Genomic DNA, 26,299 nt, shown 5'->3' with positions numbered 1-26,299 from the left:
AATTGAATGTTGATATGCTTTGTCCTTGAGATCAGGGACGGAGTTCAAGACTTTTCTTTTCACATAGAACACGCTAAACTGGGATATGGGGCAAAATGTCCACCCGAAGAGGAACGGAGTGAGTGAACAGTGTTATATCGCAACGTGGGTAAGCCCGTATTCTTCCGAATAGATCCTGAGAAGGCGCACCATTTAGTGATCGGCGGGTTACATAAAACGGCCAAAATGCCAGGAGGCATTAAGCTTCTTAATAAATTATACGGGGTAAATGAAACGCCGGATTTGGCAGTTGATTTGTTCGGCATCCATTTCCCGACACCGGTCGGACTGGCCGCAGGCCTGGATAAGAATGCTGAAGCGGTAGAGGGATTCTCCTCGATTGGCTTCGGATTCATGGAGGTAGGGACAGTGACGCCTGTCAGCCAGCCGGGCAATGACCAGCCGCGGTTGTTCCGTCTTCCGCCAGACGAAGCCCTTGTCAACAGAATGGGCTTCAATAACAAAGGAGCGGAGGCGATGGCGGGCACACTGGCTGCCCTGCCCGCCCGGCAGGTTCCTGTAGCTGTGAATATCGGCAAGAACAAAGTGACTCCGAATGAAGAAGCGCATCGGGATTATGAGAAGTGTATCTCAGCTCTATATCCGCATGCTGATTTCTTCGTGGTTAATATCAGTTCGCCCAATACACCTGACCTTCGCGCCCTTCAGCATGGGAGCGAGCTGGCTTCCCTGTTGTCTGCGGTGATGGATGAGATGAGGATTCATAACGAGAGATCGGGGAAGGCCAAGGCAGTTCTCGTTAAGATTGCTCCGGACGTAAGTGATGAAGAGCTTGAATTCATGGTGAATACCATTGCAGCAAGCGGCGTATCGGGAATTATCGCAACCAATACAACCATTTCCCGTCAAGGTCTTACACACACGAACGCCAAGGAGACTGGAGGGCTTAGCGGACGTCCGCTGAAGCAGCGTTCCACCGAGATTATATCTAGAATATACCGTCAGACCGAAGGCCGGCTTCCGATCATCGGATCAGGGGGGATCTTCAGCAGTGAGGACGCCTATGAGAAAATTCGTGCCGGCGCAAGTCTTGTGGAGATCTACACCGCGCTGATATATGAGGGACCGGAGATTAACCGCCGGATACACCGGGGATTACGTGAGCTGCTCGCGCGTGACGGATTCTCACATATATCCGAAGCGGTTGGAGCCGACCACCGTTAAGCCGCGCCGGGGGCTAGAGAGGAGCACACAGAATGGATGGCAGAGATTGGGGAACTTTTTTGCTTCCGTATGAACAGGCTGTAGAAGAGTTGAAAGTCAAATTCAAGACCATGCGATCCGAGCTTAAGAAACGGGAAGAGTATGCACCGATTGAATTTGTAACCGGACGGGTCAAGAAGCTATCCAGCATTCTTGATAAGGCGAAGCGTCTAAGTGTACCTATGGATCAGCTGGAGACCGGAATTGAAGATATTGCGGGGATTCGCATTATGTGCCAGTTCGCTGAGGATATCCGCAGAGTGGCTGAGTATATCCGCAACCGGAAGGACCTTAAGGTCTTGTACGAGAAGGACTACATTACTAACTACAAAGACAGCGGCTACCGCAGCTTTCATATGATTGTGGAATACCCGGTCCAGACAGCTCTGGAACAGAAGATTGTGCTGGCCGAGATTCAGATTCGCACACTGGCTATGAACTTCTGGGCTACGATCGAGCACTCTCTGAACTATAAATACCGGGAGAGTCTGCCGGAGGAAATGCGGCAGCGACTCAAGAAGGCTGCCGAGGCCGCCTTTGTACTCGATAACGAGATGTCCAGCATTCGCCAGGAGATTCTTGATGCGCAGAAATCCTTCGAGGATGATTCCAGTCTGGTGACCCAGGCTTTGAACGCCATCCATCAGCTGTATTTCTACCACCTCATTAATGAAGCGATAGATGCGCAGCGGCGGTTCAATGAGCTCTGGGAGGCCAAGGACCTGGCCAAGATGAAAGAACTGGTTGATGAAGTGAAGGCTCATCTGAAGGCCGCACGCAAGGCGGAGAGCGCGGATGAAGTATGATCCGCTTTATATAGCGTATTTGATCTATTTTAACCGGGATCGCGATTATTTCGAATGTCATGAAGTACTTGAAGAGCTATGGCTTGTCCAGAAGCGGGACCCTCTATATAAAGGGCTGCTGCAGGTGGCGGTAGGATTATTTCACTTTCGCAGAGGCAATATTAAGGGGAGCTGCAAGATGCTTCAGTCAGCACTGGATAAGCTTCAGAATTATGCGGATAACAGCCTGGGGATCAACTTGGCCAAATTGAAAGAAGATACACGGCAGCTTGCCGATAAGCTGGAGCGTTATTCAGATAAGCCTGTGCAATATCATGACCTGACCATTCAAATAATAGATCCTGAATTGGGGCGTGCTGTGGAGTCCGCCTCATTGGAACTTATGCCGAATATACCGATTCAGATTCATCCTCAGCGGGGAGAAAAGCATGCGCTGCGGGATCAGAAGAAGAAAAGATAATAATCTCACGGCCCGCTGCTTGTTATCAGGCAGCGGGCCGCTTGCGAATTAGAGAGGGTGTCTGTATGGCCATACAATTACCTCCTGCGTTTCTGGAGCGGATGGAGAAATTACTTGGGGATGAGTATCCTGCTTTTCTGGATTCTTATCAAGCCCCGCATTATGCGGGGATCCGGGCGAACCTGCTCAAGATTAATCAGGCGGAGTTCGAACAAATCGTTCCTTTCCCGGTTCGTCCCATACGCTGGTGCGGTACCGGATATTATACTGAGGATGGCTTGAAGCCGGGGAAGCATCCTTACTATCATGCGGGCTTATACTACATTCAGGAACCAAGCGCAATGGCTCCTGTTGAGGCTCTGGGAGTTCAGCCGGGTGACCGGGTGCTGGATCTGTGTGCAGCGCCTGGTGGGAAGTCTACGCAGATTGCAGGGAAGCTTCAAGGTACCGGGGTTCTGGTGACCAATGATATCAGCGCTGAACGTACAAAAGCACTGGCCAAGAATATAGAGCTCTACGGAGTAAGAAATGCAGTAGTGCTTAACGAAGCGCCGGATCGGATCGCCAAGGCTTTTCCGCATTACTTTAACCGGATCTTGATCGACGCTCCATGCTCCGGGGAAGGGATGTTCCGTAAGGACGCAGATATGGTCCGTCAGTGGGAGAAGCATTCAGTTGTGAAATGCGAAGCGATGCAGAAGGATATATTGAGAAGCGCTGCTGAGCTGCTGGCTCCAGGCGGAACTATTGTGTATTCCACCTGTACCTTTGCGCCTGAAGAGAATGAAGGCATGATAGCCGCCTTTATAAGCAGGCATCCGGAATTTAGCATCATCCCGATTCCGCAGGAATGGGGGATCTCCGGGGGACGCCCTGAATGGCTGAAGCCTGAGGGCCTGACTGAAGAAGAGTATACCGCGGAGGCGGCAAGCGAGACTTCAAAATGCGGCCGGTTATGGCCCCACCTCATTGAGGGGGAAGGTCACTTTGTGGCTGTGCTCAGGCACAATGGAGCTGAAGCGGTCCCCGTGGAAGACTCTGATACTCAGGCGCACTTGCCTGAGGAGTTGCTTCTGAGCGGGACTCGCCGACCGGCGAAAGACAAGCAGTCGCTCCGCAAGAAGAAGGGACTGCCGGAGAGGACAGAGCCTGCTGAGCAGGAAATGCTTGGGACCTGGAGCAGCTTCGCAGCTTCCAATTTGAAGCTTGAGAGCGAAGGCGAGCCGATAATGTTCGGTGGCCATGTGTACTTGTCCCCTGTTGCCAAGGAACAGCTGAATGGACTCAAGACAGTCCGCCCAGGCTGGTATGTGGGTACAGTGAAGAATGGAAGATTCACTCCAGGTCATCCGCTGGCCGCCGCCCTTCGCCCGGAAGAAGCGATGCGCTCGTTATCTTTGTCCTCAGAAGAAGGTGAAGCGGTCCGGTATCTGAAGGGAGAGACACTGGCGATTTCCCCTGATCGAATTCAGTGCAGTGAAGGTGTAGAGCCAAAGGGTTATGTGCTCGTATGCATTGATGGTTATTCCGCGGGATGGGGCAAGTGGCTGGATGGAATGCTCAAGAATGAATACCCTGCGGGGTGGAGGTGGACCTAGACCGATGAATAAAGGTAAAAAGACGCAGCGGGTAGATAAAATCCTGGGTCATCTGGGGATTGGCTCCAGAGCAGACCTCAAGAAAATGGTCAAGCAGGGGCGTGTCTCACTTAACGGTCAAGTCTTGAAAGACAGTGGAGCCCAGGCAGACCCTTATACGGACCAGATCGAGGTAGATGGGGAGCTTGTACTGTACAGAGAATTCATCTATATCATGCTGCATAAGCCTGCGGGGGTTATCTCGGCTACCGAAGATACCAGGGACAGAACCGTGATCGATCTTCTTCCGGAACACTATAAGGTCTTCCATCCGTTCCCGGTAGGCCGGCTCGATAAGGACACGGAAGGGCTACTGCTGATCACCAATGATGGACAGCTCGCTCATGATCTTCTGTCCCCGCGCAAGCATGTTCCCAAGACCTATTATGCTGACGTACGCGGTCTGGTGGGGGAAGAGGAGGCGGCACGCTTTGAGCAGGGGGTTGAGCTGGACGACGGTTATGTCACACTTCCGGCGAAGCTGGTTGTTACCGGACAAGCTCAGGATGAGGAGGGTCCCGTAAGCCGCATATTGCTGACCATCTCTGAAGGCAAATTCCATCAGGTGAAGAGAATGTTCGAAGCTGTAGGCTCGAAGGTCCTCTATTTGAAAAGAATGTCCATGGGCAGTCTCACCCTGGATGAGACCTTACCCAAAGGAGCTTTCCGCGAACTGACGGAAGATGAATTGAACTCGCTTCGCTGATTTGTGCAGTCAGTGGACTTTTATTATATAATTAATTATATAGAGAGGGTGGAGATTATGAACTACAAGCTGATTGCATTAGATGTGGATGGAACACTGCTGGATGATAATCACGTGCTTACGCCAGCCACGGCAGAGACCATCAAGAAAGTCGCTGCTCAGGGGACTGAAATCGTACTATGCACAGGAAGGGCTCCGCTTAGCTGCATTCCCTTTATGGAATCTATGGGGCTTGGAGGGTATGTGATTACGCACAATGGAGCGGCGACGGTGGATGTGAATACCCGGGAGATTGTGAATGAGTTCGCCGTAACATCTGCTGCGCTCGAACCTTATATTGATTACTGCCGCAAGAATGGGATTCACTTTGATGTGAACACCACTTATGGCATTTATGTCGACAAACTGGATGAGCTGGAACCTGAGGTTCTGGATATGTACCACAAGTTCTTGATTGAACCGCTTAATCTGCCGGCTTGGGTAGACTTCACGGAGCCAATTGTCAAGCTGACTGCATCAGGGCTGACAGATGTAATGGACAAGGTGGAAGCCGATTGGAATCTTTGGACCCATGAGCTTAATATGCTGCGCAGCGGCGATTATTTCATAGACCTGATGCATCCCGAGGCTTCAAAAGGCAATGCGCTGAAAAAGCTAGCCGGGCAGCGCGGTATCCCAGCTGAACAGGTCATGGCGATTGGTAATTTCTATAATGATATTACGATGCTTACGTTCGCTGGACTTGGAATAGCAATGGATAATTCACCTGTGGAAGTGAAGGCGGCTGCGCAGGACGTGACCGCATCGAACAACGAGGAGGGCGTACGCTTGGCCCTGGAGAAGTACTGCCTCTAGAATAGTAAAAGTCTGCCGAGGTTTTCTAGCCTCGGCAGACTTTTTTTGATACATACGACCAGCCATCCAAGTCTGCCCCGGCGGGACACGGATGCGGTCAGAGAGCAATGCGCGGCAAGCTCACCACAAGGTTCAAATATGAATTCTCAGTCCCTTGGGCAGATGGTTCTTCAGCTGGCCTGCACTGGCTTTGCCGAATCCGATCGGGTAACCTGATACAGTAACGAGGGTCCATCCCTTCATCGTGTCTGGAACTTGAAGGGTCTCACCCCGCAGGAAGGCCGCTGCTTCGAGTGAGGTGGGTTCCAGGTCCCAGGTGCGGGCAGCCTGCGCGGCAGTGGAAGCCATGGCCAAGGCGTGGCTGGGCTGAAATCTTCCCTTCCTCAGCTCGCCGAGATGAAGCCCGGCCCGGGGCAGCTTGAGTCCGCTAAGCTGGCTCATCTGCAGAGGCAGACCTCTGCTCCGCGGCAGCCAGTATAGCGCTTCGCCGAACAGCTCCGGGCTTCCTTCCGAGTGGATGTATCCGGGAAAGTCTTCAGCCGCCCACGAACGGAAGGCCTCCCAGGCTGTCAGCGTCTCTTTCGCGGGAACGGCCGTTTTGCCAGCTTTTGCTTTTCTCCCGCTTTTGGATACTCTGACAGGCTCCAGCTCACGGATCTGCTCCTCTTCAGCATCCTTTCTCTGAAGGAGTGCCACATAATGGCCTTCGCCTTCATGCAAATGAGGCCAGACACGCTTCTCGGCCACCAGTCTCATGAACGGATAGGCATCTACCAACCGGGCAATGGTCTCTTCATTCTCTGTACGGTTGAAGGTACATGTGGAGTAGGCCAGCCGGCCGCCGGGTTTCAGCATCTTGATGGCATCTTGAAGGATGTCCCACTGCCTTGCCGCACAAGCGTCTACCGAAGCTTCAGACCATTCCTTCACCGCTTCAGGGTCTTTGCGGAACATGCCTTCCCCGGAACAGGGAGCATCAAGCATAATGCGGTCAAATGTCAGCGGGAATCTCGAGGAAAGCCCGCTTGGGGTAGATTGGGTAACCACCGTATTGCGGATTCCCCAGCGCTCCACGTTCTCCGCCAGAATTTTGGCGCGCTGCGGGTGGATCTCGTTGGCGATGAGCAGGCCTTCGCCCTTCATTTTAGCGGCAATTTGGGTTGTCTTGCCCCCAGGCGCCCCGGCGAGATCCAGAACGGTCTCTCCGGGCTCGGGAGCGAGAAGTTCAACCGCTGACATGGCTGATGGCTCCTGAATATAATACAGCCCTGCCGCGTGGTAAGGGTGCTTGCCAGGACGTGAATATTCCTCATAATAGAATCCTTCTCCGCACCAAGGGACTTCCCTAAGCTTGAACTGATTCCTCATAATCCCCATCACAGGAGATGACAGACCCATCTTCAGCGTATTCAATCTGAGCCCGTATGCTCTTGGCTTATCATAGCTGTTCAGGAGCTGTTCAGCTTCTTCAGCCCCAAGCAGGCTCTTCATCTGTCTAATATAATCAGCAGGCAGTGTCTGCTGCCCCATTTGTTGCTCCATAGGTTATACTCCTTCCCGATCGTCCGGTCCCACTATACGACTACAAAGTATTAGCAGTTTATCACAAAGAAATTTGATTCACAAAAGGGAAATGGATTGTTCCTGCATACCTATGTCATAATGGAGAAACAGACGATGTGAACAGACGTTATAGTACAGAGAAGGGGGCAACCCTATGAGATTATTGCAGGCACTATTCTTCCCGCCTGAACAGCCTGGCGGTGTATCCTCCATGATTCCTTACTTGCAGGACAGATTCAATCCGCCTCACTGGGAGATGGATATCTTCTCCATACCTAAGCGGATTCGCAGTAAGGGTACGGACCAAGTGAAGTTTCATACGTTCGACTGGACTGAATTTGAAGACAGTCCCGTTGTCCAGAAATATATACAGACCTACCGGGATTACTTGTGGTGGACGAAGCTGCGTATACAGCGCCCTTATGATCTTATACATGCCCATCATCCGATTACTGGTCTTGCCATGAAGGATGCATTTCCGAATACACCCGTCATTCAGACGATCCACTCCAGTTACGAGCGGGAGCTTCTTCTTAATGGATCGATTAGAGAAGGAGGGCCGGAGCATAGGTTCCTGACCTCCCTTTATAGAGAGCTCGAGCACCGGACAGACCGAATGTTAACGGTCTCCAGGTCTTTCCTTGACTATTTATCACCACATGTGGAGCACCCTGAAGAGATTGGAGTTATTTCGAACGGTTTCGATGAGAAAAGATTCAAGCCAATCCCGCACGATAACGAGGTTGCCCAGCTCGTTACCGTCTGCCGGCTTGTCCCGGCCAAAGGCCTCGATGTGCTGCTTGAGGCTTGCGCGCAGCTTAAGCACAAGGGGCACTCTTATGTATTGCATATTATCGGAGATGGGCCCATGCGGCCTGAATTGGAAAAGATGGCTCAAGAGCTTGGAATCTACGAGGAGACGATCTTCTACGGATACACCCTCCATCCGGAAGAATTCATGCCTTTCTTTGATATATTTGTACTTCCGTCCCGCGCAGAGGCATTCGGTTCCGTATTTGCGGAAGCAGCCTTGTGCTGTCTTGCTCTGGTAGGCACGGAGGTTGGAGGAATTGCAGAGCAGATTGAGCATGGGGTAGGGGGGCTGCTTGTTCCATCTGAAGCTCCTGATGCTCTCGCTTCAGCCCTGGAGTCCCTTATTCTGGATCCTTCTTACCGGTATGCCCTGGCACGCACAGGCTGGGAGAAGGCGAAGCGTGAATATTCCATCGCGCGTGCTGTGCATGAGCTTAAGAAAGTATATCTGCAGTATCAGCCTCAAGCCCAGGAGCCTTAGCGCTTCAGGTGGTTCTCTCATTTCGGTGGAGTACCAGCATAATTACCCAGACCAGACAGAACAGGCCGAACAAAGGGTAGAGGACAGAGAGCAGTGAGCTGAATCCGAATTGACTGGTAAGATAACATACGGTAAGCAGGACAAGGGACAGCAGCTTCGGCCCAATCCGGAACCGCTGCTTGATCTGTAAGGCCACTCCGTAGATGTCGGCCACGAAAGTGCTGAAGATTTCCAGGAATATTAAGATCACGTAGACAATTCTTACAATCGTGCCTAGATGATTGGCGATATGCCCCATTGGAATCTCGTATTGTGTAATGCCAGGCATGTGGGCGGATAGAGCGAAATGTCCTGCCAGAAGCAGGAAGCCCACTCCCATCCCGCCCAGAATGCCGCCCCAGATAAGCACCTTCCTATTCCGGGTATGACTCCCGATCGGAACGAGAACCGCCTGAGCCATGCCAAGATTGAAGGCTGTGTACATCAGCGGGGAAGCCCAGGCCGCACTTAAGCTTTTGTCGGTTGTATATGTCAGGAAGCGGGAGGCTTCAGGCATGCCTGCGGTGTTGCTAATAATAACTACTGACAGGATAAGCATGAGGGGGACGACGATCGAATTCAGCTGCAGAATGGCCTGGATACCGCGGTGCAGCAGCAGGTAGGCACCAATCATTGTAATCCATAGCCCGGTCTGATAATGAAGCCCCAGGTGTTCCATGAAGACCGAGCCTGCGCCAGCAAGCATGACACTGTTCACACCCATGAGTACCACTAGCGTGAATATACTGATTAAGCCCCCGGCCCGATGACCGAACAGGCGGCGGTTCAGATCCTCATAGGAGGAAGCGCCGATATCGTGGGCGAGAAGCATCATTTTGGTACCCAGCCAAATGAAAAGGATGGTGGCCAGCAGAATGGTAAGTGCGCCCCATTTGCCATATTGGGTGAAGAATTTAATAATCTCCTGACCTGTTGCAAATCCGGCTCCAACGATCGTGCCGATATAGGTGAAGCCGATCTGCAAGACCTTGACGGCATTTTTCATCTTTTTCCTCCTTACCGTTTCGCGGAGCTCCCAGCGGGTAACTTTGGAAGTACATGACTTCCGAACCTCCCGGATCTGTGCTATATATAGTACAAGGTATGTGGTACGGAGGCGGGACATGACTGCAACATGTCCATTCTTAAGCAGAGCTTGCGCTGTATCTTTAGAAAGGTGAGATATATCTTGAGTGTAATTATGTCTTATATCGCTCAATATGGTTATTTGGCTATGTTCGGACTACTCGCGTTGGGCTTTATGGGCATTCCTATACCCGATGAAACGTTGGTTGTGACATTTGGAGGACTGACCGCAGAAGGGCACTTTGTGTTCTGGATCGCACTGCTTATGACTTTTCTCGGCAGTATGACGGGGATGATTCTTAGCTACACGCTCGGAAGAGTAGTGGGCACACCTCTGCTTCACAAATTCGGGAAATGGATCTTCATCACTCCAAGCAGACTGGCGACAACCGAGAAATGGTTCGCCCGCTACGGGAACTGGAGTGTCCTGTTCGGTTATTTCGTTCCGGGTCTGCGTCAGCTAACCTCATATTTATCGGGGGTATACCGTCTTCCGCTTTATTTGTACTTGATTTATGCAAGTATCGGTGCCGCCATATGGTGTACAACGTTTATGCTGCTTGGAGCTACAGTAGGGCATCATTGGAGAAAAATGGCTTATTATGTTCATCATCATATGTGGCGCATGGCTCTGCTGGTTATCGTACTTTGTTTGATCGGAGTTATTATCTATCTGTTCATACGAAGTCTCAGGGCAAAGAGATTGAGCAAGTCTGAGAGGGGACAGGCTGCCCCATCCAGTCAGTCAGAGAATACAGATTAGATTATTTTTTAGGAGGAGAAAGCCATGGAATCACTAAAACAAAGAATCCTGGAGGAAGGCGTTGTCATCTCGGACCAGGTGCTTAAGCTCGACGCGCTTCTTAATCATCAAGTGGATCCGGAGCTGACGATGCAAATGGGCAAGGAATTTGCCGCGAGATTCCGTGAAGACGGGGTTACCCGTGTTGTTACTGTTGAATCATCCGGGATTCCGGCGGCTTTTGCTACCGCTTATGAGCTGGGAGTCCCCCTGGTATTCGCACGCCGGAAGAAGACGCTGCTGGCTGACCCGGACGCGCTCTGTGAACGTGTTCCGTCATTCACCAAAGGAATTGTGACGGATATTCTTCTGTCCAAGCAGTATATTTCGGAGAATGACCGGATTCTGTTCATCGATGATATTATCGCCAATGGCGATGCGGCCCGTGGTCTGGTTAAGATTATTCAGCGCTCGGGTGCGGAGCTGGTTGGCGTCGGCATCGTGGTCGAGAAGAGCTTTCAGGCTGGGGGCAAAGCCATCCGCGAGCAGGGAATTCGCCTTGAATCGCTGGTGCGGATTGTATCCTTGACTGATGGAAAGGTCACTTTTGAAGACTAGGCAAAATGGAATCAATTTCATAACAATGCTTTGCAGAGCCTTTCTTTTCAGTTATAATAAGAGATAAGTAGGGAGAGGAGGCAACTACATGGGGGAACAACAACCGGTAGTAAATGCAGAATATTTTGTTACGAAGCTAAGTGAAGCCAAGGTTACCTTTGAGCGAGCTCTTGATTGCAAACATACAGAGTTTGATGACCTTTATCCCTATATGCTTGAACACCCGCAGTTCTTTTGGTACAAACGGTATGTAGCCTGGTCACAGCTGCTGACCATTGCGGGAATGTGTGAGGATCTCTCATTTCCATGGAGAGAAGAATTCAGTCCTCAGCAGGTAGCATATATTGAAGAACGTGTGATGTCGGCTAAAGTGCTTGACTTCTGGTTCGAGAAGAACGATAGCAAAGAACACGCACAAAGATAAATAGGGAGCAATACCTTTTGATATACACGGTGAGCGAATAATACCCGTGTTCAGACAGGTCGTTTGCCGGTGAACCGGTAGATGGCCTGTTTTTGTGTCTGGATTTGATGATTTGCCGCGATGCTGGTATATTTATGCGATGATCAAGTCTGTCTATAAGGAGGGAATGACAAGAACATGATTAGTGATGAAGCATTGGATGCATTCCGCCTATCCGGAGAGAAGGTCCGGGTCATTCGGGATGCGATTCCCGAGAATGATGTCAGGGGGATTGTCGTGGCCTGGAGTGATACACAGGTCATGATCCGGCGTCCGAACCGTAATATTGTCAAGCTGGATAGGAATTATACGTTCCAACCGGCCAAAGAACCGCGTATTTCTTTTGAAGTATAGAGCATATATTGGCCACCCCCCGGACATTGTAATAGAGAACGGCTGCATTGGGCTGATCTATACAAGGAAGAGGTGCTGACCATGTCTCAGAAGAGTGATAAAGTAAGAGCATATAAAGATGGAATTCATGCTTTTGGTGAGTATATGCCTGGCGTGGCTGAAGCCTATCATGACTTCACTGGCAAGTCACTGGCCGCAGGAGAATTGGATGCCAAGACCAAGCAGTTAATTGCCCTCGGAATCAGCCTGTTCGCCAATAATGAGGTGTGTACGTTCTACCATACGGAAGAGGCCAGATCCAAGGGGGCCACGGATGCTGAAATTCGTGAAACGGCAGCCGCCGCGGCAGCCGTCAGCTCAGGCCATATTCTGTCCCAAGGTGCTACAAGAGTAGAGCAGGCGTTGACCCAGTGACAAGGCAGTGCGCCATCAGCTGCATGATGACAGAGATACCCTTTGACACTGCGTGTGCAGAGGGTATTTGTCATGTGTGTGAGCAGGAAGCGGCTAGATAGGGCTCAGATGCCCGTTCTGCATGCCTTGCTCAACGCCTAAATAGGCTCTCATCCGGCTGGGCATCTCACTTCTTAACGCAGACCAGGGGATGTTCATCTCGCCGTGGTAGCTGCGGCATACATACCTGGCTTCAATTCCTTGACTTGCCTGCTTAACCTCGTAGATTCTGATCTTGCGTTTCGTGAGTTCATTCTGGATTCCGGTCATCACCACCGCGACCCTGTCCGAACCGCTGCGAATCATATCCACATATACCTGAGGGCTCTTAAGAACGCCGCTGTCTATAAGTATCCGGGAATCGCGCTCGAAGACTTTGCGTATAAATGTGAGCATCAACCAGCTCTTGATCAAGCTGAGCTCATCTGTATTTATATTTGGAACAGCCATAGATATCACCACCCTTGATGCGAACTTATGTTCTTATTTTAACCAGATTATTTGATGAATATCAATGGGGAAGAAAAAATATAAAAAGGTTGTTGACTTGGTTAGACTTCCATGATAAGATATATCTTGTCGCCGCAGAGAACATCTTCTGCAAGAGACAATGAGCGGTCGTGGCGGAATTGGCAGACGCGCACGGTTCAGGTCCGTGTGGGCTAACCCCCGTGGAGGTTCGAGTCCTCTCGACCGCATTAATGTTAATAAGAACAGGCCCTACAATTACTAATTGTAGGGCCTGTTCTTTTAATATGTAGATTATCATGAACCGGGAATTGATCGTTAAGCAGCAACGCGCAGTTCTACGAACCTCATTACGGGTTTATTTTGTCCAGCTATCAACCTATTCCTGAAAGCTCCTGTTTTGCCATACATATTTGAACTCTTAAGCTCACACAATGAAGGGACCAAATGTGCCAGGCAGGAGGAGCAGGTTATGAATAGACTCAAGACAAAGGGCGTTTCAAAGGGTATAAGCCGCAGAGTGGCAATGGTTCTAACATTGGGTGGGTACCTGCTGGGTAATCCTGCATCGGCATATGCGCTGACGGATACAGGTTATACGATACCAGAAGAATCCGTTGTTATGTCTGACCCAGTAGGAGAGGCCCAGAACCCGAAGGTTCAGCCTAAGAAGAAGCTTGCTGTCATTATCGATGATCTGGGCAACAAGATGGAGGGGACTGATGAAATCTTGTCCATGCCCGTTAAATTGACGGTAGCGGTCATGCCTTTTCTTCAGACCACGCAGCAGGATGCGAAGCGGGCTCATGAGCGGGGTTACGATGTGCTCGTTCATTTACCCATGGAACCGAAGCAGGGGAAGCCGGAATGGCTCGGACCCGGGGCTGTTCTGGCTAAGCTGCCTAATGAAGAGGTACGGAAGCGTGTGGAGGCGGCGATTGATAATGTGCCTTATGCTGTAGGGATCAATAACCATATGGGATCCAAAGTGACGGCGGACGAACGCATCATGTCCATCGTATTGGATATCTGTAAAGAGCGGGGATTGTTCTTCGTGGACAGCAAGACCAATCATCAGTCTGTCGTCGGCAAGCTGTGTGAGCAAAAGGGGCTTCCACAGGTGTATAACCATATCTTTCTGGATGATGTCGCAACTGATGATCATATTTCCAGGCAGATCGGGAAGGTATCCAAGTGGCTGAAGAATCATGAGAGCTGTGTCACCATTGGCCATGTGGGCTCGGGAGGGAAGAGAACTGCCTCCGTACTTCGGCATTCGATTCACATGCTGAAGCAGGAGGCGGAGTTCGTAGGTGTCAGTGATTTGGCCCGGGAGCGGTCTAAGCCGGATTTTATAGTTCCGTGAAATACGCCATAATCCCGGCTACGATCGCTTTAGCTACTTCCATCTGCTCTGTGGGTCTGGTCAGCATAGCCCGGTCCTCAGCATTGCTTAGGAATCCGGTCTCGACGATCACGGCTGGGGATTGAATATGATTCAGCAGGTAAAAGGGTCTGCCGAGCGCAGGGGATGAACGGGTACCGAACACCGTGTTCAGCTCATTCTGGATACTCCAGGCTAGGACTGCGCTCCTGCCTTCATTTTGGTGCAGAACCAGGGGCCCTCGCTGGGTCCGGCTATGGGCCCAATTCAAATGAATACTTACCACGATAGAGGTACTCAGCTCGTCACTGAGCCCTTTTCTCTGGGCAAGATCGCGCCTGTGTCTGGAGCGGCTGTTCAGCCACTGGTTGTCATCACTGAGCGCGTAGTCTGCGGAGCGGTTCAAGGCAGCTGCATAGCCTTTGCTCTTCAGCAGGAGATACAATTTGCGCGAGATGTCCAGGTTGATGTCCTTCTCCAGGATTTCTCTGAATGAGGTTCCCCCGTCCACTCCGCCATGGCCTGCATCAATCAGAATAACAGGTTCGGGGAAAGCATGCCGGGAGAGCCTCTCCATATCCTGGGGATTGGCGTGTATCCGTTGTGGAGATATCCAGACCGTAATTAGCTGCAAGCCTATCAGAATTGAAATTAATCGCCGCATGTTGCTCACCTTTATCTTGGTTTCTTTTACCTCTATCTTGGCCTAAAGAGCAGGAAATGATGTATGACCCTGCGAATCGGATAGCTGGTGAATAAGAATGTGGAGTGAAGAGCACAATATAACTAAAAGATTGCAGCAGGGAATTCTGTCCTGTGTCTAGAAGGAGGGATCGTCATTATGGCTAGTGGCGATGAACTTGTGAAGATAATTACCGAGAAGGTTGTCCATTTTGTTGAGACACCTAAGGAAGTTCGCAGACAAGAGCAGCGGAATCAACGTGAGCCCTGGACTCGTAAATGGTTCGGCATGATTCCTCTTGCCATTGAGATGTGGTGGGGGAGCAGGCCGGATCCGCTCCGGAAGGAACGCCGGCGGAAAAACTCTTCACACGAATTTTAATTCTCTTATCAAAACCAAACGAAGCTGATACCGTCAGAGGGATCAGCTTTGTTTGGCGTCTGGCCGTGGCTTGCAGCTTCTGTGCTGTGGCAGGATAATCAAGGACCCTCTGCATTATAGAACTCTCCCATGCTCTCTAAAGATATCAGGGAGATCCATCGGACCGAATCACTGTGAGTGGAGATTACATAAAGGCTATCGGTTGTGGGCCCGTCCCAGTGCTGAAATCCGTTGATAGAAAGAGAAGTGGAATAAGAACGGTCTGACCCTCTGGAGGCGTAGATCAGCTTTTTCTTGTGCTTGAGATGCTTGATAAAAGAGCTTGTATTCACCTGCAGCGCCTTCTGATTCATCCACGCAATGTTCTCATAAGTATCGTATGCGGGTGCGGTGACTACCGATTTCATTGGAACGGTGACCATGCTGCCGCTGTGGATCAGCCTAGAATCAGATGCCGTCATAAGGGCCGGCTGCTTCTTCCAGGCAGTATCTGTCCCGGGCAGAAGTTCTCCGCTAACCGCGTCGAAATATCTGCCCTGCTCAGGCGAGCTTTTGGCACAAATTCTCCATTCGGCCAGGGCAGGTCCCGCATACAGCTTCTCGATCCGAAGGTCAGAATCTTCCCCAAGGCCCCTGAACAGAGTGAGCGCATGCTCGAGCGACTTGGCGGCGAATGGAGACTCGTCTCCCAGCCCATATTCGATTAATGCGTAACCACCATCCGGCTTGGCTCCGATAATCAGGTAACCTCCTGAGGGAGAGGAGGTGCTTCTGAGTGTAATGAGCCAGGCATGGGTACCCGGCCCGAGCGGCTCGGCGGTGAAATCAGCTTTTTTCCAGCTCTGAAAAGGGCTCTGTTCCGACAATGCACCCAGAATATCTTGTATAAATTGATTCAATTCAGCAGGAGCTTCAAGCTTCTCTATTGCTTGACCAGATTGAAGAGAAGGGGCTGCATTAGAAAAGGGGCTGGCTATGCTTAAGGTCCCCCCGAAGAGCAGGGTCATACATAAACTGGTACGAAAGAGCTTGTTCAGACAACTCTTCATGGATTAGAACACCTGCCTAATTTGGTTTAGTACTAAGTACTAGCGAGTACTAGCGTTCCTTGTGGTTGGAAGTCAGTGTACCTATTGTAGTGAAACAGCCGGCAGAAGACTGTTGCAACCTGTCGGGACAAGCTTGTCGCCGGCTTTCTATTTTTGCGATGTTTTATCGATAATGCTCATTTCGTCCGGCATGCTCCTGCCGCAGATGAAATATGCCGCAATTAATGGCAGTTACCAGGATACGCGGTTCATACTGCCAGCGAATCTCCTCCCGTCTTGCTTCATACTGCTCTCTCGCTGAGTTCCTTTTCTCCTCGTCCTCCTCGAGCAGGAGATCTTCATAATAAGCATCGATTAGCTCAAGCTCCTCTTGAAGCCGTTCAGCTGCTTCAACTGCCCAGCTTGAATCGAGTTCACTTAGCTTGCTCTGTAGTGAGGCTTCCAGGGCATCTCTGGCTTCTGCGGGAGTCATGGAGGAGGGTTCAATGTGGACATTCTCAGGTAATCTTGGCACAAGAGATCTGGTACTCAGCCGATCACGGAAATGAAAATCTATCTTCTGACTAACCAGGGATATTCCCATGAAATGCAGCTCCTCCCGCTTCATATCACAGGCAAATTCTACTTTGAAGCTTATGCCCAACCACGGCTCGTATGCCGCTGGGAACAGCGTGGCCCGTTGTCTGGGGCCAGCGTCCTCGAACAAATAGACACAGCTTCCCCCGCGCCGGGCCGCCGTAAATATCTGCTGCAGGCGAGGGCTTCCAAAGTGCAGATGCTCCCGGTGTATTCGGCCTGGACCTACATTCGGAAGCGGACGCACCACTCCGAAGTATCTCCCAAGAATGCTGTCCTCCGTCTGTGAAGGAGATGAACTAGCTGCTGCTTCGCCGGATGTAATTAGAGGCTTGTTCAGCTGCGTATGGAGAGCGGCTCTCCGCGATTCATTCGCCTGGGCTGTCTTGGCGATTTCAGCCTGCTCATATTTCTCAGGGTCAAAGACGAAGAGGAACGACATGGTCTCCGGCTCTGTGTTAGTCCGTTCGATAAAGCCCCAATAATAAGGGCGGCCTGTAAGCTCCTTATCGGCCTCAGGCGACAGCTTGACCATTACATGATAAGGAGACTGTTCAAGCACCTGGCATTCCATGCTCTCCAGGTAGGTGAGGACATATTTATGGATTTGTTCTGTAGTCATCGTCATTTGCGGATCAACCTCCTAAGAGCTGCTCTAAGTTACCTTCATCCTTGTCAAGGAGCGTGTCATCCATGGCCACATCCTGTTTGATGGCACCCAGAGAGCTTCCAAGCGACTCGACCTGCTGCTTCAGATCGTCTTCACTTTCTGATTCAAGCATAATCTTGTACAGACTCTTCTCGAGGGAATGATTCTTCTCGAAACGTTCCAATATGACATCCAGACTGCCAATTACCGTCTCGAACATGTTGATCTTCTCATGCAGCAGGTTCAGGATATGTTCTTCAATCGTTCCCTTCGTCGATAGATTATAGATCTTCACATCGTTCTGCTGGCCAAGTCTGTGAACGCGTCCAATCCGCTGCTCTACCCGCATTGGATTCCAGGGAAGATCGAAGTTAATCATGTTATGGCAGAACTGGAGATTGATCCCCTCCCCCCCAGCCTCGGTAGCAATCATGACCTGGGCACGCCCGCGGAACAGATCCATCATCCAGTCCTTCTTGCCCCGGTTCATCCCGCCTCGATAAGGAACGGCATTCAGTCCACGGTCGCGGAAGTAGTTAAGGAGATATTCCTGGGTCGCGCGGTACTCCGTGAAGACGATCACCTTTTCATTCATCTCCCGGATAAGCTCCATGGTTTTCTCAGCCTTTGTATTTTCTTTGATGGCCTTAATCGCATGAACCAGTTCCCAGATCTGATCTCTGACTGGTGAGTCGGGCGCCAGCTTCTTGGACAGATTGACGAGGGTGACGAACACGGCATCCCGGCTGCTGCATACTTCCCTTTGGAGGGTAACCAGTGAGAGCATGCTGCTGAAATTTCCGCCGGAAGCCTGGTATTGATTTTTGACAAAAGAGGTTACTCCGTCATACAGCGCCTTCTCGTCCGGTGACAGTTCAAGGGGGACGTTGCGTACCAGCCGTTTGGTGAAATTCAATTGGCCCTCGCCCCGGCGGTTACGGATCATGACCTTCGCCAGCTCAGTCTTAAGCTGATCTTCATTCTTGGCCACGCGTTTATCCACCACAAAATTAGCCGAGAAGTCACCCTGCCTGCCAAGCTGACCCGGCTTAAGCAGATTGATAAGATTGAACAGCTCGTCCAGATCATTTTGTACCGGGGTCGCGGTAAGGAGCAGACAGTATTTTTTGCGGAGCTTCAACATGAACTGATAGTTGGTCGTCTTTTTGTTCTTGAGCTTGTGGGCTTCATCGACAATAACCAGGTCATATTCCTGTCCCAGCAGTATCTCCCGGTGTGGATCCCGCTTGGCGGTGTCCATGGAAGCAACCACAATGTCAGAGTTCCAGGAGTGGACCTTTTTCTGGGCAGTTGCCGAGATTCCGAACTTGGAATTCAGCTCTCTGACCCACTGGAGAACAAGCGATGCGGGAACAAGAATAAGAACCTTGCGGACAAGTCCACGAATTAAATATTCTTTGAGAATAAGTCCGGCTTCTATCGTTTTGCCAAGTCCGACCTCATCGGCCAGAATGGCCCGTCCTCGCATTTCAAATAACACTTTCTTGGCCGTATCCGTCTGGTGTGGCAGGGGCTCGAGCCCATGCAGATGCTTCAAGCACTGCATCTCCTCAAATTCGGTTACAAGCCCTGCTTCCTCCGACTGGATAGCGAGGGAGAACAAGCTCCAGTTATCCCAGGGTCCGCCTTTATTCAGTCTGGAGTCCAGCTGTTCAAACCAGGTTCGGTCAAACTCGATTTTTGGAAAAAGATCAGGATCAGGTTGCGTTCTCATAAGGCTGTAGCCTTCCTTTCTCGGATGCTGATTCTGGCAAGTATAAGGTTAGAGATAATTTCTACTGGTAGTATGTACGAAAGTAGTCTTGTTCATAACCGGCAGCAATAGAGATAGGGCGAACAGAATGGCTTGGGAAAGCAGGGGCGGATCAAGCGGCTGTGTGGAATAAGAGATATGACGGAGATCACAATTGTCCGATATGTCGTATAGTATGATGATGATTATGCACAATATGTTGTGGTATGTTGCATATTTGGGTAGAGGAGTTATATAGTTCTGGTTCTCACTATGCTTTGTAGGGGGTCATTTATTTCATGGATACACACAATCACAAAAGGCTAGAGGGCTTGAGTGAAAAAATATTTTTGGATCGTTATGCCTGGAAGAACGCGGATCCGGGTCAAGCGGAGATTGGAGATACAGTTCTTGTACTGACCAAGGACGACCCTAAATTCCCGGCCAAGGAAGTTGGAGAGATCATTGCCAGACAGGGCAATATTGTAACCGTTAAGACACGCAGCGGTGAATTAGTGGATTCAGATGTAGAGCTGCTTACACTTAATATAGAGAAGACTCCAGAAGAGATGTGGGACCGTCTGGCCAAAGCCATGGCTTCGGTTGAAGCGACATCCGAGCTTCAACGGGAATGGGAGGGCAAGTTCCGTTCATTGCTCGATGATTGGAAGCTTGTTCCGGGCGGAAGAATTGCAGCAGGAGCCGGGGCCAGTGAGGAACTCACCCTGTTCAACTGCTACGTTATACCTTCTCCCAAGGATAGCCGGGGCGGAATTATGGAGACTCTGTCCGAGATGACAGAGATTATGGCCAGAGGCGGCGGTGTGGGGATTAACCTTAGTTCTCTTAGACCGAGGAGAGCGGTAGTTAAAGGCGTTAACGGATCATCCAGCGGGGCGGTGTCCTGGGGTGGCTTGTTCAGCTACACCACCGGATTGATTGAACAGGGGGGCAGCCGGCGTGGAGCGCTGATGCTAATGATTAATGACTGGCATCCGGATGTGCTGGATTTCATCACTGTGAAGCAGACGATGGGCCAGGTTACAAATGCGAATTTGTCCGTATGCATCAGTAATGCCTTCATGCAGGCGGTAAAGCAGGACCTGGACTGGGAGCTAGTCTTCCCGGATACGGCGGATCCCCGTTACGACCTTGAATGGGACGGTTCTCTGGATACCTGGAAGGCGGGCGGCGGCAAGGTAATTATTTACCGTACGCTGAAAGCCCGTGAGATCTGGCAAATTATTATGGAGTCCGCATGGAAATCGGCGGAGCCAGGTGTCGTATTTATGGAGTATTACAATCAAATGTCCAACAGCTGGTATTTTAATCCGATTATTTGTACGAATCCTTGTGGAGAACAAGGGCTTCCCGGCTGGGGAGTATGTAATCTATCCTCGCTGAATCTATCTAAATTTTATGATGAGACAAGCGGAGATGTAGCCTGGGACGAGCTTGCTCTGGCCACACGCTATTCCGTGCGCTTCCTGGATAATGTGATCGATAAGACTCCTTATCATTTCACGGAGAATGAGGAGAATCAGAAGAATGAGCGCCGGGTTGGACTGGGTACTATGGGGCTTGCCGAATTAATGATCAAGCTCAAGGTTCGTTACGGCAGTGCAGAATCCTTGGAGTTCCTGGATCGGCTGTATGGCTTCATTGCTAGAGAATCCTATCTCGCTTCAGCAGATATTGCCGAGGAGAAGGGTTCATTCCCCGCCTTTGACGCCGGTAAGTATTTACAAAGCGGATTCATGAAGGAAATGGTGAAGGAATTCCCGGAGGTTGGCGCAGCTGCACAAGGCAAAGGCATCCGGAATGTAACGATTATTACCCAGGCCCCAACGGGAAGTACAGGGACTATGGTGGGTACATCTACAGGGATTGAGCCCTACTTCGCATTTAAGTACTACAGACAGAGCAGGCTGGGCTTTGACGAGCAGTTCGTGCCAATCGCACAGGACTGGATAGATGAGCATCCGGGAGAGGAACTGCCGGATTATTTCGTCACCGCGATGGATTTATCTGCAGAGGATCATATTCGTGTCCAGGCTGCGATTCAGCGGTGGGTGGACAGCTCCATCTCCAAGACGGCGAACTGCCCGGCTGATTTTACGGTAGAGGATACGAAGCGGCTGTATGAACTAGCCTTTGACCTCGGCTGTAAGGGAGTAACGATCTACAGGGACGGAAGCCGGGACGTTCAGGTGCTGCAGACCGAGAAGAAGGAAGACATCACAGATGAACAGGCACGCAGAGAAAAGCTGAAGCTTGACCTTCCCGCATCCGAAGGCTTGGGATTAAATGCGGATCAGCAGATGAGCAGCGAGCCAGGGCATGGACGAGCCGGGGAGAAGCAGGCTGTGGATGAGGAACTGGAACAGAAGATTGCTCAGCGGGCTGCTGAACAGACCTCCAAGGCTTCGGATAATCTGCTTAAGCTGAAAGGGCAAGAAATTGAGGGATTATTGAAGCAGGGTCACTCAACCCCAAGCAGCGTATCATTGTCCAGCAATAAGGTAGTTGATAAGCAGTATAAGAGCCGTCCTCAAATATTGAGAGGCGCTACCTATAAGATGAATACGCCGTTCGGTATGGCTTATATTACGATCAATGATCTGGATGGTATACCGGCGGAAATCTTCCTTAATGTCGGCAAAGCGGGTTCGGATGTATTCGCCATGGCCGAAGCATTGGGCCGTGTATGCTCCTTATTCCTGCGCTACGGGGATCATGGGCATAAAGTTGAGCTGCTCATCAAGCATTTGAAAGGCATTGGCGGTTCCGGTGCCATCGGCTTTGGAGCGAACCGGGTGGAATCTATCGCGGATGCGGTTGCCAAGGCTTTAGAGACGCATGTTCAGCAGGAAGCGCAGCAGACTGAGAGCAAGTTCTTAGCAGATCCGGGTACTCTGGTAGGGGAATTGTTCAATGAATATGAGAATGAAGTGGGAGCGACAGCTCACACGTCAAGCTTCCCAGAAGGCTCCCGTGATCTGTGTCCTTCCTGCGGATCTGCATCCTTGATTAACATGGAGGGCTGCCGTACGTGCAGTCATTGCGGGTACAGCAGGTGTTCTTAACGAATTGGAATTAGGCTTGTGGGTAACGAGATGGAGTAGAGATAGTTAATTAGATTATGGAGCAGCCCTGCCCTGACAGGAGCTGCTCCTTTTTTATTCCACTGTCAGTCCTGTTTAACTAAGGCTGATCATTTGTATGCTCACCCACCCGCCACGGATTGCCCTCACTATATGTGGCGTGAACTGGACTCTCGTCTACAGCTTTTCACAACTTGTTTTACTACCAACGATCAGGTATATTAGGTGGAAATCAAGCCGGTAGAATAAGAGGTAGCTATGTCGACAATTAATGATGTTGCTCTAAAAGCAGGAGTGTCTGTTACCACGGTATCCCGGGTTCTTAACAATCGGGGATATATTAGTGAGGCTACGAGAAAAAAGGTTTTTAAGACGATGGAAGAGCTCAATTATCAGCCTAATGAAATTGCCCGTTCTCTCCTACGCAAACAATCAAATCTAATCGGCCTCATCATTCCGAGCGTATCCCATCCCTTTTTCAGTGAGCTCACCAATCATATCGAGTATTATGCATACCAGAACGGCTGGAAGGTGCTTCTCTGCAACTCTCATATGGATCCTGTAAAAGAAAAGGACTATATTGGGATGCTTAAACGCAATCGGGTTGATGGAATTATTATGGGCAGTCATACACTTGAGATCGAAGAATACCGGAATCTTAATTCACCCATCGTTACCTTTGACCGGCAGATAGACAACGAGATTCCGTTCATTTCTTCGGATAATTACCAAGGCGGAGTGCTTGCGGCTGAGCTGTTGATTAGCAAGGGCTGCCGTGCTATCGTACACGTATGCGGTAACCTTGAACTGGCCATGCTTGCCAATTATCGCAATGACGGTTTCAAAGATACAGCTGAGAAGCATGGTATTCAGCACACCACAATCCAGACGGATATGAATGTATTGGATTCACAGCAGTACAATCAGATTGTTCAGAAGATGCTTGAGGAATATCCTGAGGTGGATGGCATTTTTGCCAGCAGTGATATTATTGCCGCTTGTGCGGTGAGAGAATGCTTCGCCCGAGGAAAGAGGGTGCCTCAAGATATTCGAATAGTCGGCTACGATGACATTGATATGGCTGCCTGGTTTATCCCAGGAATCACTACTATTAGGCAACCTATTGAGGCTCTCGGGAGCCTGGCTGTAGAGCTCATTCAGAAGCAGTTAGAAGGAGTGGCCTTTGAAAAAGAGAACTTGCTTCCCGTTGAATTGATAGAGCGGTCTACCACTTGACTCGAGTCTAGCCCCATCCCTATGGATGGGGTATTGGTTCGGATAGGGGTTATTAAATAGCCATATGTCAATCGTTTGACATATGTTAAAGGGTTGACATATAATTCGAATGCAGGCATTTTGTGAAGAATATGTAGTATCCGCTAAGTTAATAGCACAAGTGTAAGGAGGCGTGACTTATTACACATTCAGGGTATTCCATTGAGAGGGCTGACCGGTTCATCAAGGAATCTAAGCACTTACTTCGGACAGAATATAGATTGAATTATCATTTAATGGCTGAATACGGTTGGATGAATGACCCTAATGGATTTGTTCAATATAAAGATCAGTACCATCTGTTCTATCAGCATCATCCCTACCAGCCTGTCTGGGGACCTATGCATTGGGGCCATGCTGTAAGCAGGGACTTGATCAAGTGGGAATACCTCCCGGTGGCGCTGGCTCCGGATTCGGATTTTGACCGGGATGGCTGCTTTTCCGGGAGTGCTATTGAGAAAGACGGCCAGTTGGTGCTTGTATATACGGGCCATGTAGTTACAGGACCTGACAAGGATGAGGACTATAAGCAGTCTCAGGGGATTGCTGTTTCCAAGGATGGAGTGATTTTTGAGAAATGGCAAGGCAATCCGGTTATTGGCTATAATGAGATTCCAGCAGAAGTAAGCCAGAAGGATTTCCGTGATCCTAAGGTGTTCGCGAAGAACGGTCATTATTATGTTGTTCTTGGTTCAAATGATGCTAAGGGAAATGGACTTGTTCTTTTATACCGTTCCGAGGACCTGCATACATGGACTTTTGTGAATGTGCTCGCACGGAGTGATGGGCGTTTTGGAGACAATTGGGAGTGCCCGGATCTGTTCTCCCTTGGGAACAAAGACATCCTCATGCTCTCCCCTCAGCGGATGCCGGCTCAAGGAGAAGAATACAGGAACCTTCATTCCACTATGTATTGTGTTGGAGAGTTTGATTGCTGTACAGGGAAATTTCATAGTGAAGCTTTTGCTCAGGTCGATCATGGATTCGATTTCTATGCGCCCCAATCTATGCTGGATGACAAAGGACGACGCATCATTATCGGCTGGATGGACATGTGGGAGACGGATATGCCTACGCAGCACGGACATGGTTGGGCAGGCGCGATGACTCTGCCGCGAAAAGCAGAGTTACATGGGAACCGGATTCTGTTCAGTCCTGTTGAAGAAATAGAGAATTATCGGAGAAATCCTTATGAGCTGCATGACGTTGTTCTGGATCAGGTCATCGGTATTCACACTTCGGGCGACAGCTATGAGCTTCAGGTGGAGTTTGAAGCTGGCAGCGCTGAGGAATTTGGACTTAAGCTTAGGGTAGGAACAGAAGAGGAGACGGTACTATCCTATAGAACAGACGAGCAGTTATTCAGCGTGAACAGGGATAAGTCTGGTCTCGGTCCTGGTGGTGAACGCCGGGTCCAAGTGCAGCTTGATGAAGGACGTCTCAGGCTGCGGATTTTTGTTGATAAGTCTTCGGTGGAAGTGTTCATCGGCGCAGGTGAATACGTTGTTACAGCACGCATCTATCCTGGGCCGCAATCGTTGGGGATTCAAGCATTTGCTAAAGGAACAGCAGGAACAGCCAAGCTTGTATCACTATATAAATGGGATATTCAATAAGGAGGAACAGGACCATGCCGACCGTATTTACTATGGGGGAAGCTCTGATTGATTTTATTCCCCATCAAGCGGGTGTTGGGCTAAGGGAAGTGGAGGGCTTTCGTAAAGCAGCGGGAGGTGCGCCCGCTAATGTCGCATGCGCTGTCTCCCGCCTAGGTGGGAAGAGTGCCTTTATTGGTAAGCTCGGCGCTGATGCTTTCGGGGATTTCCTTATCGAGACCATGCAAACTGCGGGAGTTGACACCAGCCGCGTGCTTCAGACGAATGAAGCGAACACCGCACTTGCATTCGTTAGTCTAAAGGCGGATGGCAATCGCGACTTTTCATTTTACCGGAATCCTAGCGCAGATATGCTGCTGAATGAGAATGAGATTAGGCCGTGGTTTCGTGAGCAGGATATTCTGCATTTCTGCTCCGTTGATCTGATCGAGGCCCCAGTTAAATATGCCCACCTGAAAGCTATTTTTCTAGCCAAGGAAGCGGGTGCCCTTATTAGCTTTGACCCTAATGTTAGATTGCCGTTATGGGATAATGCCGAACATTGCAGGCAGACTATTCTTGAAGTCCTTCCGCTTGCTCATATTGTCAAGGTTAGTGATGAAGAATTAGGTTTCATCACAGGCCTGCAAGATGAGAGGGAAGCAATTGATTCATTGTTTGCAGGAGATGTTCAACATGTTATTTATACACGGGGGGCACAAGGGGCGATCTGGTATAATCGGAATTTCGAAGTGTCTGAGCCCGGGTTACAGGTGAATGTTATTGATACAACGGGTGCCGGGGACGCATTTATCGGAGCGCTCTTGTATCAAATTAGTCAGATGCATGAACGCAATATCATTATTAATTCTGCAGTAGCATCAGAAATGTTAGCATTTGCTAACAAGGCTGCTGCCATTACGACAACCCGCCCAGGAGCAATACCTGCGCTGCCAACACGATCTGAAGTGGAATCAGCCTAACTGGGTATATTGCGACCCCAAAGCAGGATCATACAGATACCCTGGGAATCGACATTTTCAG

At 50.2% G+C, this 26,299-nt stretch carries 25 protein-coding genes and 1 tRNA gene; 19 read left to right on the top strand and 7 right to left on the bottom strand.

The window, feature by feature from the left end; all coding sequences use genetic code 11:
* The first annotated feature begins 129 nt into the window (after nucleotides 1–129).
* From LDO05_RS12830 to LDO05_RS12805, 6 genes are all read left to right on the top strand, one after another.
* Nucleotides 130–1,224 (top strand): quinone-dependent dihydroorotate dehydrogenase, encoded by a 1,095-nt coding sequence (locus LDO05_RS12830; protein ID WP_251375772.1) that lies wholly within the window; start codon nucleotides 130–132, stop codon nucleotides 1,222–1,224.
* Nucleotides 1,225–1,256: 32 nt separating this feature from the next.
* A complete protein-coding gene (gene yjbM / locus LDO05_RS12825) occupies nucleotides 1,257–2,069 on the top strand; it encodes a GTP diphosphokinase (RefSeq protein WP_251375771.1) in 813 nt (270 codons plus the stop codon).
* Nucleotides 2,059–2,529, top strand: coding sequence for a DUF309 domain-containing protein (locus LDO05_RS12820; protein WP_251375770.1), 471 nt, complete (start codon nucleotides 2,059–2,061; stop codon nucleotides 2,527–2,529). Before yjbM ends, LDO05_RS12820 begins: the two co-directional genes overlap by 11 nt.
* Before the next feature lie 65 nt (nucleotides 2,530–2,594).
* Nucleotides 2,595–4,127, top strand: coding sequence for an RsmB/NOP family class I SAM-dependent RNA methyltransferase (locus tag LDO05_RS12815; protein WP_251375769.1), 1,533 nt, complete (start codon nucleotides 2,595–2,597; stop codon nucleotides 4,125–4,127).
* 4 nt (nucleotides 4,128–4,131) lie between these two features.
* Nucleotides 4,132–4,872, top strand: coding sequence for a pseudouridine synthase (locus LDO05_RS12810; RefSeq protein ID WP_251375768.1), 741 nt, complete (start codon nucleotides 4,132–4,134; stop codon nucleotides 4,870–4,872).
* A gap of 57 nt (nucleotides 4,873–4,929) precedes the next feature.
* Nucleotides 4,930–5,727, top strand: coding sequence for a Cof-type HAD-IIB family hydrolase (locus tag LDO05_RS12805; RefSeq protein WP_251375767.1), 798 nt, complete (start codon nucleotides 4,930–4,932; stop codon nucleotides 5,725–5,727).
* A gap of 132 nt (nucleotides 5,728–5,859) precedes the next feature.
* Here LDO05_RS12805 and LDO05_RS12800 read toward each other — a convergent pair whose 3' ends face one another.
* Nucleotides 5,860–7,257, bottom strand: coding sequence for an RsmB/NOP family class I SAM-dependent RNA methyltransferase (locus LDO05_RS12800; protein WP_251378719.1), 1,398 nt, complete (start codon nucleotides 7,255–7,257; stop codon nucleotides 5,860–5,862).
* Between the two features lie 187 nt (nucleotides 7,258–7,444).
* Between LDO05_RS12800 and LDO05_RS12795 the strand changes: the two genes are divergently transcribed.
* A complete protein-coding gene (locus tag LDO05_RS12795) occupies nucleotides 7,445–8,584 on the top strand; it encodes a glycosyltransferase family 4 protein (RefSeq protein ID WP_251375766.1) in 1,140 nt (379 codons plus the stop codon).
* Between the two features lie 4 nt (nucleotides 8,585–8,588).
* Here LDO05_RS12795 and LDO05_RS12790 read toward each other — a convergent pair whose 3' ends face one another.
* Nucleotides 8,589–9,629 carry a YkvI family membrane protein gene (locus LDO05_RS12790; protein WP_251375765.1) on the bottom strand — a complete coding sequence of 347 codons (1,041 nt, stop codon included), beginning with the start codon at nucleotides 9,627–9,629 and terminating at the stop codon, nucleotides 8,589–8,591.
* A gap of 183 nt (nucleotides 9,630–9,812) precedes the next feature.
* On the opposite strand from LDO05_RS12790, the gene LDO05_RS12785 reads away from it, so the two are divergent.
* The 5 genes from LDO05_RS12785 to LDO05_RS12765 all read left to right on the top strand — a co-directional run bounded on the left by LDO05_RS12785 (nucleotide 9,813) and on the right by LDO05_RS12765 (nucleotide 12,300).
* The gene (locus LDO05_RS12785; RefSeq protein ID WP_251375764.1) at nucleotides 9,813–10,472 is read left to right on the top strand and encodes a DedA family protein; all 660 of its coding nucleotides are present in this window, start codon (nucleotides 9,813–9,815) and stop codon (nucleotides 10,470–10,472) included.
* A gap of 24 nt (nucleotides 10,473–10,496) precedes the next feature.
* On the top strand, nucleotides 10,497–11,069 hold the full coding sequence (locus tag LDO05_RS12780; RefSeq protein ID WP_251375763.1) for a xanthine phosphoribosyltransferase: 573 nt from the start codon (nucleotides 10,497–10,499) through the stop codon (nucleotides 11,067–11,069).
* Nucleotides 11,070–11,157: 88 nt separating this feature from the next.
* Nucleotides 11,158–11,493 carry a hypothetical protein gene (locus tag LDO05_RS12775; RefSeq protein WP_127200835.1) on the top strand — a complete coding sequence of 112 codons (336 nt, stop codon included), beginning with the start codon at nucleotides 11,158–11,160 and terminating at the stop codon, nucleotides 11,491–11,493.
* Nucleotides 11,494–11,670: 177 nt separating this feature from the next.
* Complete coding sequence (locus LDO05_RS12770; protein ID WP_251375762.1) at nucleotides 11,671–11,886, top strand: hypothetical protein; 216 nt, start codon at nucleotides 11,671–11,673, stop codon at nucleotides 11,884–11,886.
* Nucleotides 11,887–11,967: 81 nt separating this feature from the next.
* On the top strand, nucleotides 11,968–12,300 hold the full coding sequence (locus LDO05_RS12765) for a carboxymuconolactone decarboxylase family protein (RefSeq protein ID WP_251375761.1): 333 nt from the start codon (nucleotides 11,968–11,970) through the stop codon (nucleotides 12,298–12,300).
* Nucleotides 12,301–12,393: 93 nt separating this feature from the next.
* Here the strand turns inward: LDO05_RS12765 and LDO05_RS12760 are convergent, their stop codons facing one another.
* Nucleotides 12,394–12,789, bottom strand: coding sequence for a YhjD family protein (locus tag LDO05_RS12760; protein WP_251375760.1), 396 nt, complete (start codon nucleotides 12,787–12,789; stop codon nucleotides 12,394–12,396).
* A 164-nt stretch (nucleotides 12,790–12,953) separates the two neighbouring features.
* Between LDO05_RS12760 and LDO05_RS12755 the strand changes: the two genes are divergently transcribed.
* Both LDO05_RS12755 and LDO05_RS12750 read left to right on the top strand, forming a co-directional pair.
* Nucleotides 12,954–13,037 (top strand) — tRNA-Leu (locus tag LDO05_RS12755).
* A 242-nt stretch (nucleotides 13,038–13,279) separates the two neighbouring features.
* Nucleotides 13,280–14,173: a divergent polysaccharide deacetylase family protein gene (locus LDO05_RS12750; RefSeq protein WP_251375759.1), complete on the top strand. Its 894-nt coding sequence runs from the start codon at nucleotides 13,280–13,282 to the stop codon at nucleotides 14,171–14,173.
* On the opposite strand, the gene LDO05_RS12745 is transcribed toward LDO05_RS12750, so the two are convergent.
* Nucleotides 14,160–14,855 (bottom strand): N-acetylmuramoyl-L-alanine amidase family protein, encoded by a 696-nt coding sequence (locus LDO05_RS12745; RefSeq protein WP_251375758.1) that lies wholly within the window; start codon nucleotides 14,853–14,855, stop codon nucleotides 14,160–14,162. The genes LDO05_RS12750 and LDO05_RS12745 overlap by 14 nt on opposite strands.
* A gap of 177 nt (nucleotides 14,856–15,032) precedes the next feature.
* Between LDO05_RS12745 and LDO05_RS12740 the strand changes: the two genes are divergently transcribed.
* A complete protein-coding gene (locus tag LDO05_RS12740; protein WP_251375757.1) occupies nucleotides 15,033–15,254 on the top strand; it encodes a YqzE family protein in 222 nt (73 codons plus the stop codon).
* 98 nt (nucleotides 15,255–15,352) lie between these two features.
* On the opposite strand, the gene LDO05_RS12735 is transcribed toward LDO05_RS12740, so the two are convergent.
* From LDO05_RS12735 to LDO05_RS12725, 3 genes are all read right to left on the bottom strand, one after another.
* Nucleotides 15,353–16,303, bottom strand: a complete 951-nt coding sequence (locus LDO05_RS12735; protein WP_251375756.1) for a hypothetical protein — start codon at nucleotides 16,301–16,303, stop codon at nucleotides 15,353–15,355.
* Between the two features lie 163 nt (nucleotides 16,304–16,466).
* Nucleotides 16,467–17,507, bottom strand: coding sequence for a YqhG family protein (locus LDO05_RS12730; RefSeq protein WP_251375755.1), 1,041 nt, complete (start codon nucleotides 17,505–17,507; stop codon nucleotides 16,467–16,469).
* A gap of 7 nt (nucleotides 17,508–17,514) precedes the next feature.
* Complete coding sequence (locus LDO05_RS12725; protein WP_251375754.1) at nucleotides 17,515–19,263, bottom strand: DEAD/DEAH box helicase; 1,749 nt, start codon at nucleotides 19,261–19,263, stop codon at nucleotides 17,515–17,517.
* Nucleotides 19,264–19,580: 317 nt separating this feature from the next.
* Here LDO05_RS12725 and LDO05_RS12720 point away from each other — a divergent pair, with 317 nt between their 5' ends.
* The 4 genes from LDO05_RS12720 to LDO05_RS12705 all read left to right on the top strand — a co-directional run bounded on the left by LDO05_RS12720 (nucleotide 19,581) and on the right by LDO05_RS12705 (nucleotide 26,238).
* Nucleotides 19,581–22,367, top strand: a complete 2,787-nt coding sequence (locus LDO05_RS12720) for an adenosylcobalamin-dependent ribonucleoside-diphosphate reductase (RefSeq protein ID WP_251375753.1) — start codon at nucleotides 19,581–19,583, stop codon at nucleotides 22,365–22,367.
* A gap of 276 nt (nucleotides 22,368–22,643) precedes the next feature.
* Nucleotides 22,644–23,621 (top strand): LacI family DNA-binding transcriptional regulator, encoded by a 978-nt coding sequence (locus LDO05_RS12715; protein ID WP_251375752.1) that lies wholly within the window; start codon nucleotides 22,644–22,646, stop codon nucleotides 23,619–23,621.
* 179 nt (nucleotides 23,622–23,800) lie between these two features.
* Complete coding sequence (locus LDO05_RS12710; protein WP_346657647.1) at nucleotides 23,801–25,276, top strand: glycoside hydrolase family 32 protein; 1,476 nt, start codon at nucleotides 23,801–23,803, stop codon at nucleotides 25,274–25,276.
* A gap of 14 nt (nucleotides 25,277–25,290) precedes the next feature.
* Nucleotides 25,291–26,238 carry a carbohydrate kinase family protein gene (locus LDO05_RS12705; protein ID WP_251375750.1) on the top strand — a complete coding sequence of 316 codons (948 nt, stop codon included), beginning with the start codon at nucleotides 25,291–25,293 and terminating at the stop codon, nucleotides 26,236–26,238.
* The last annotated feature ends 61 nt before the right edge of the window (nucleotides 26,239–26,299 follow it).

The organism is Paenibacillus sp. YPG26 (assembly GCF_023704175.1).
Taxonomy (GTDB): domain Bacteria; phylum Bacillota; class Bacilli; order Paenibacillales; family Paenibacillaceae; genus Fontibacillus.
Note: the sequence above shows the minus strand (reverse complement) of the source record. Positions and strands in the feature narration are given on the sequence as shown.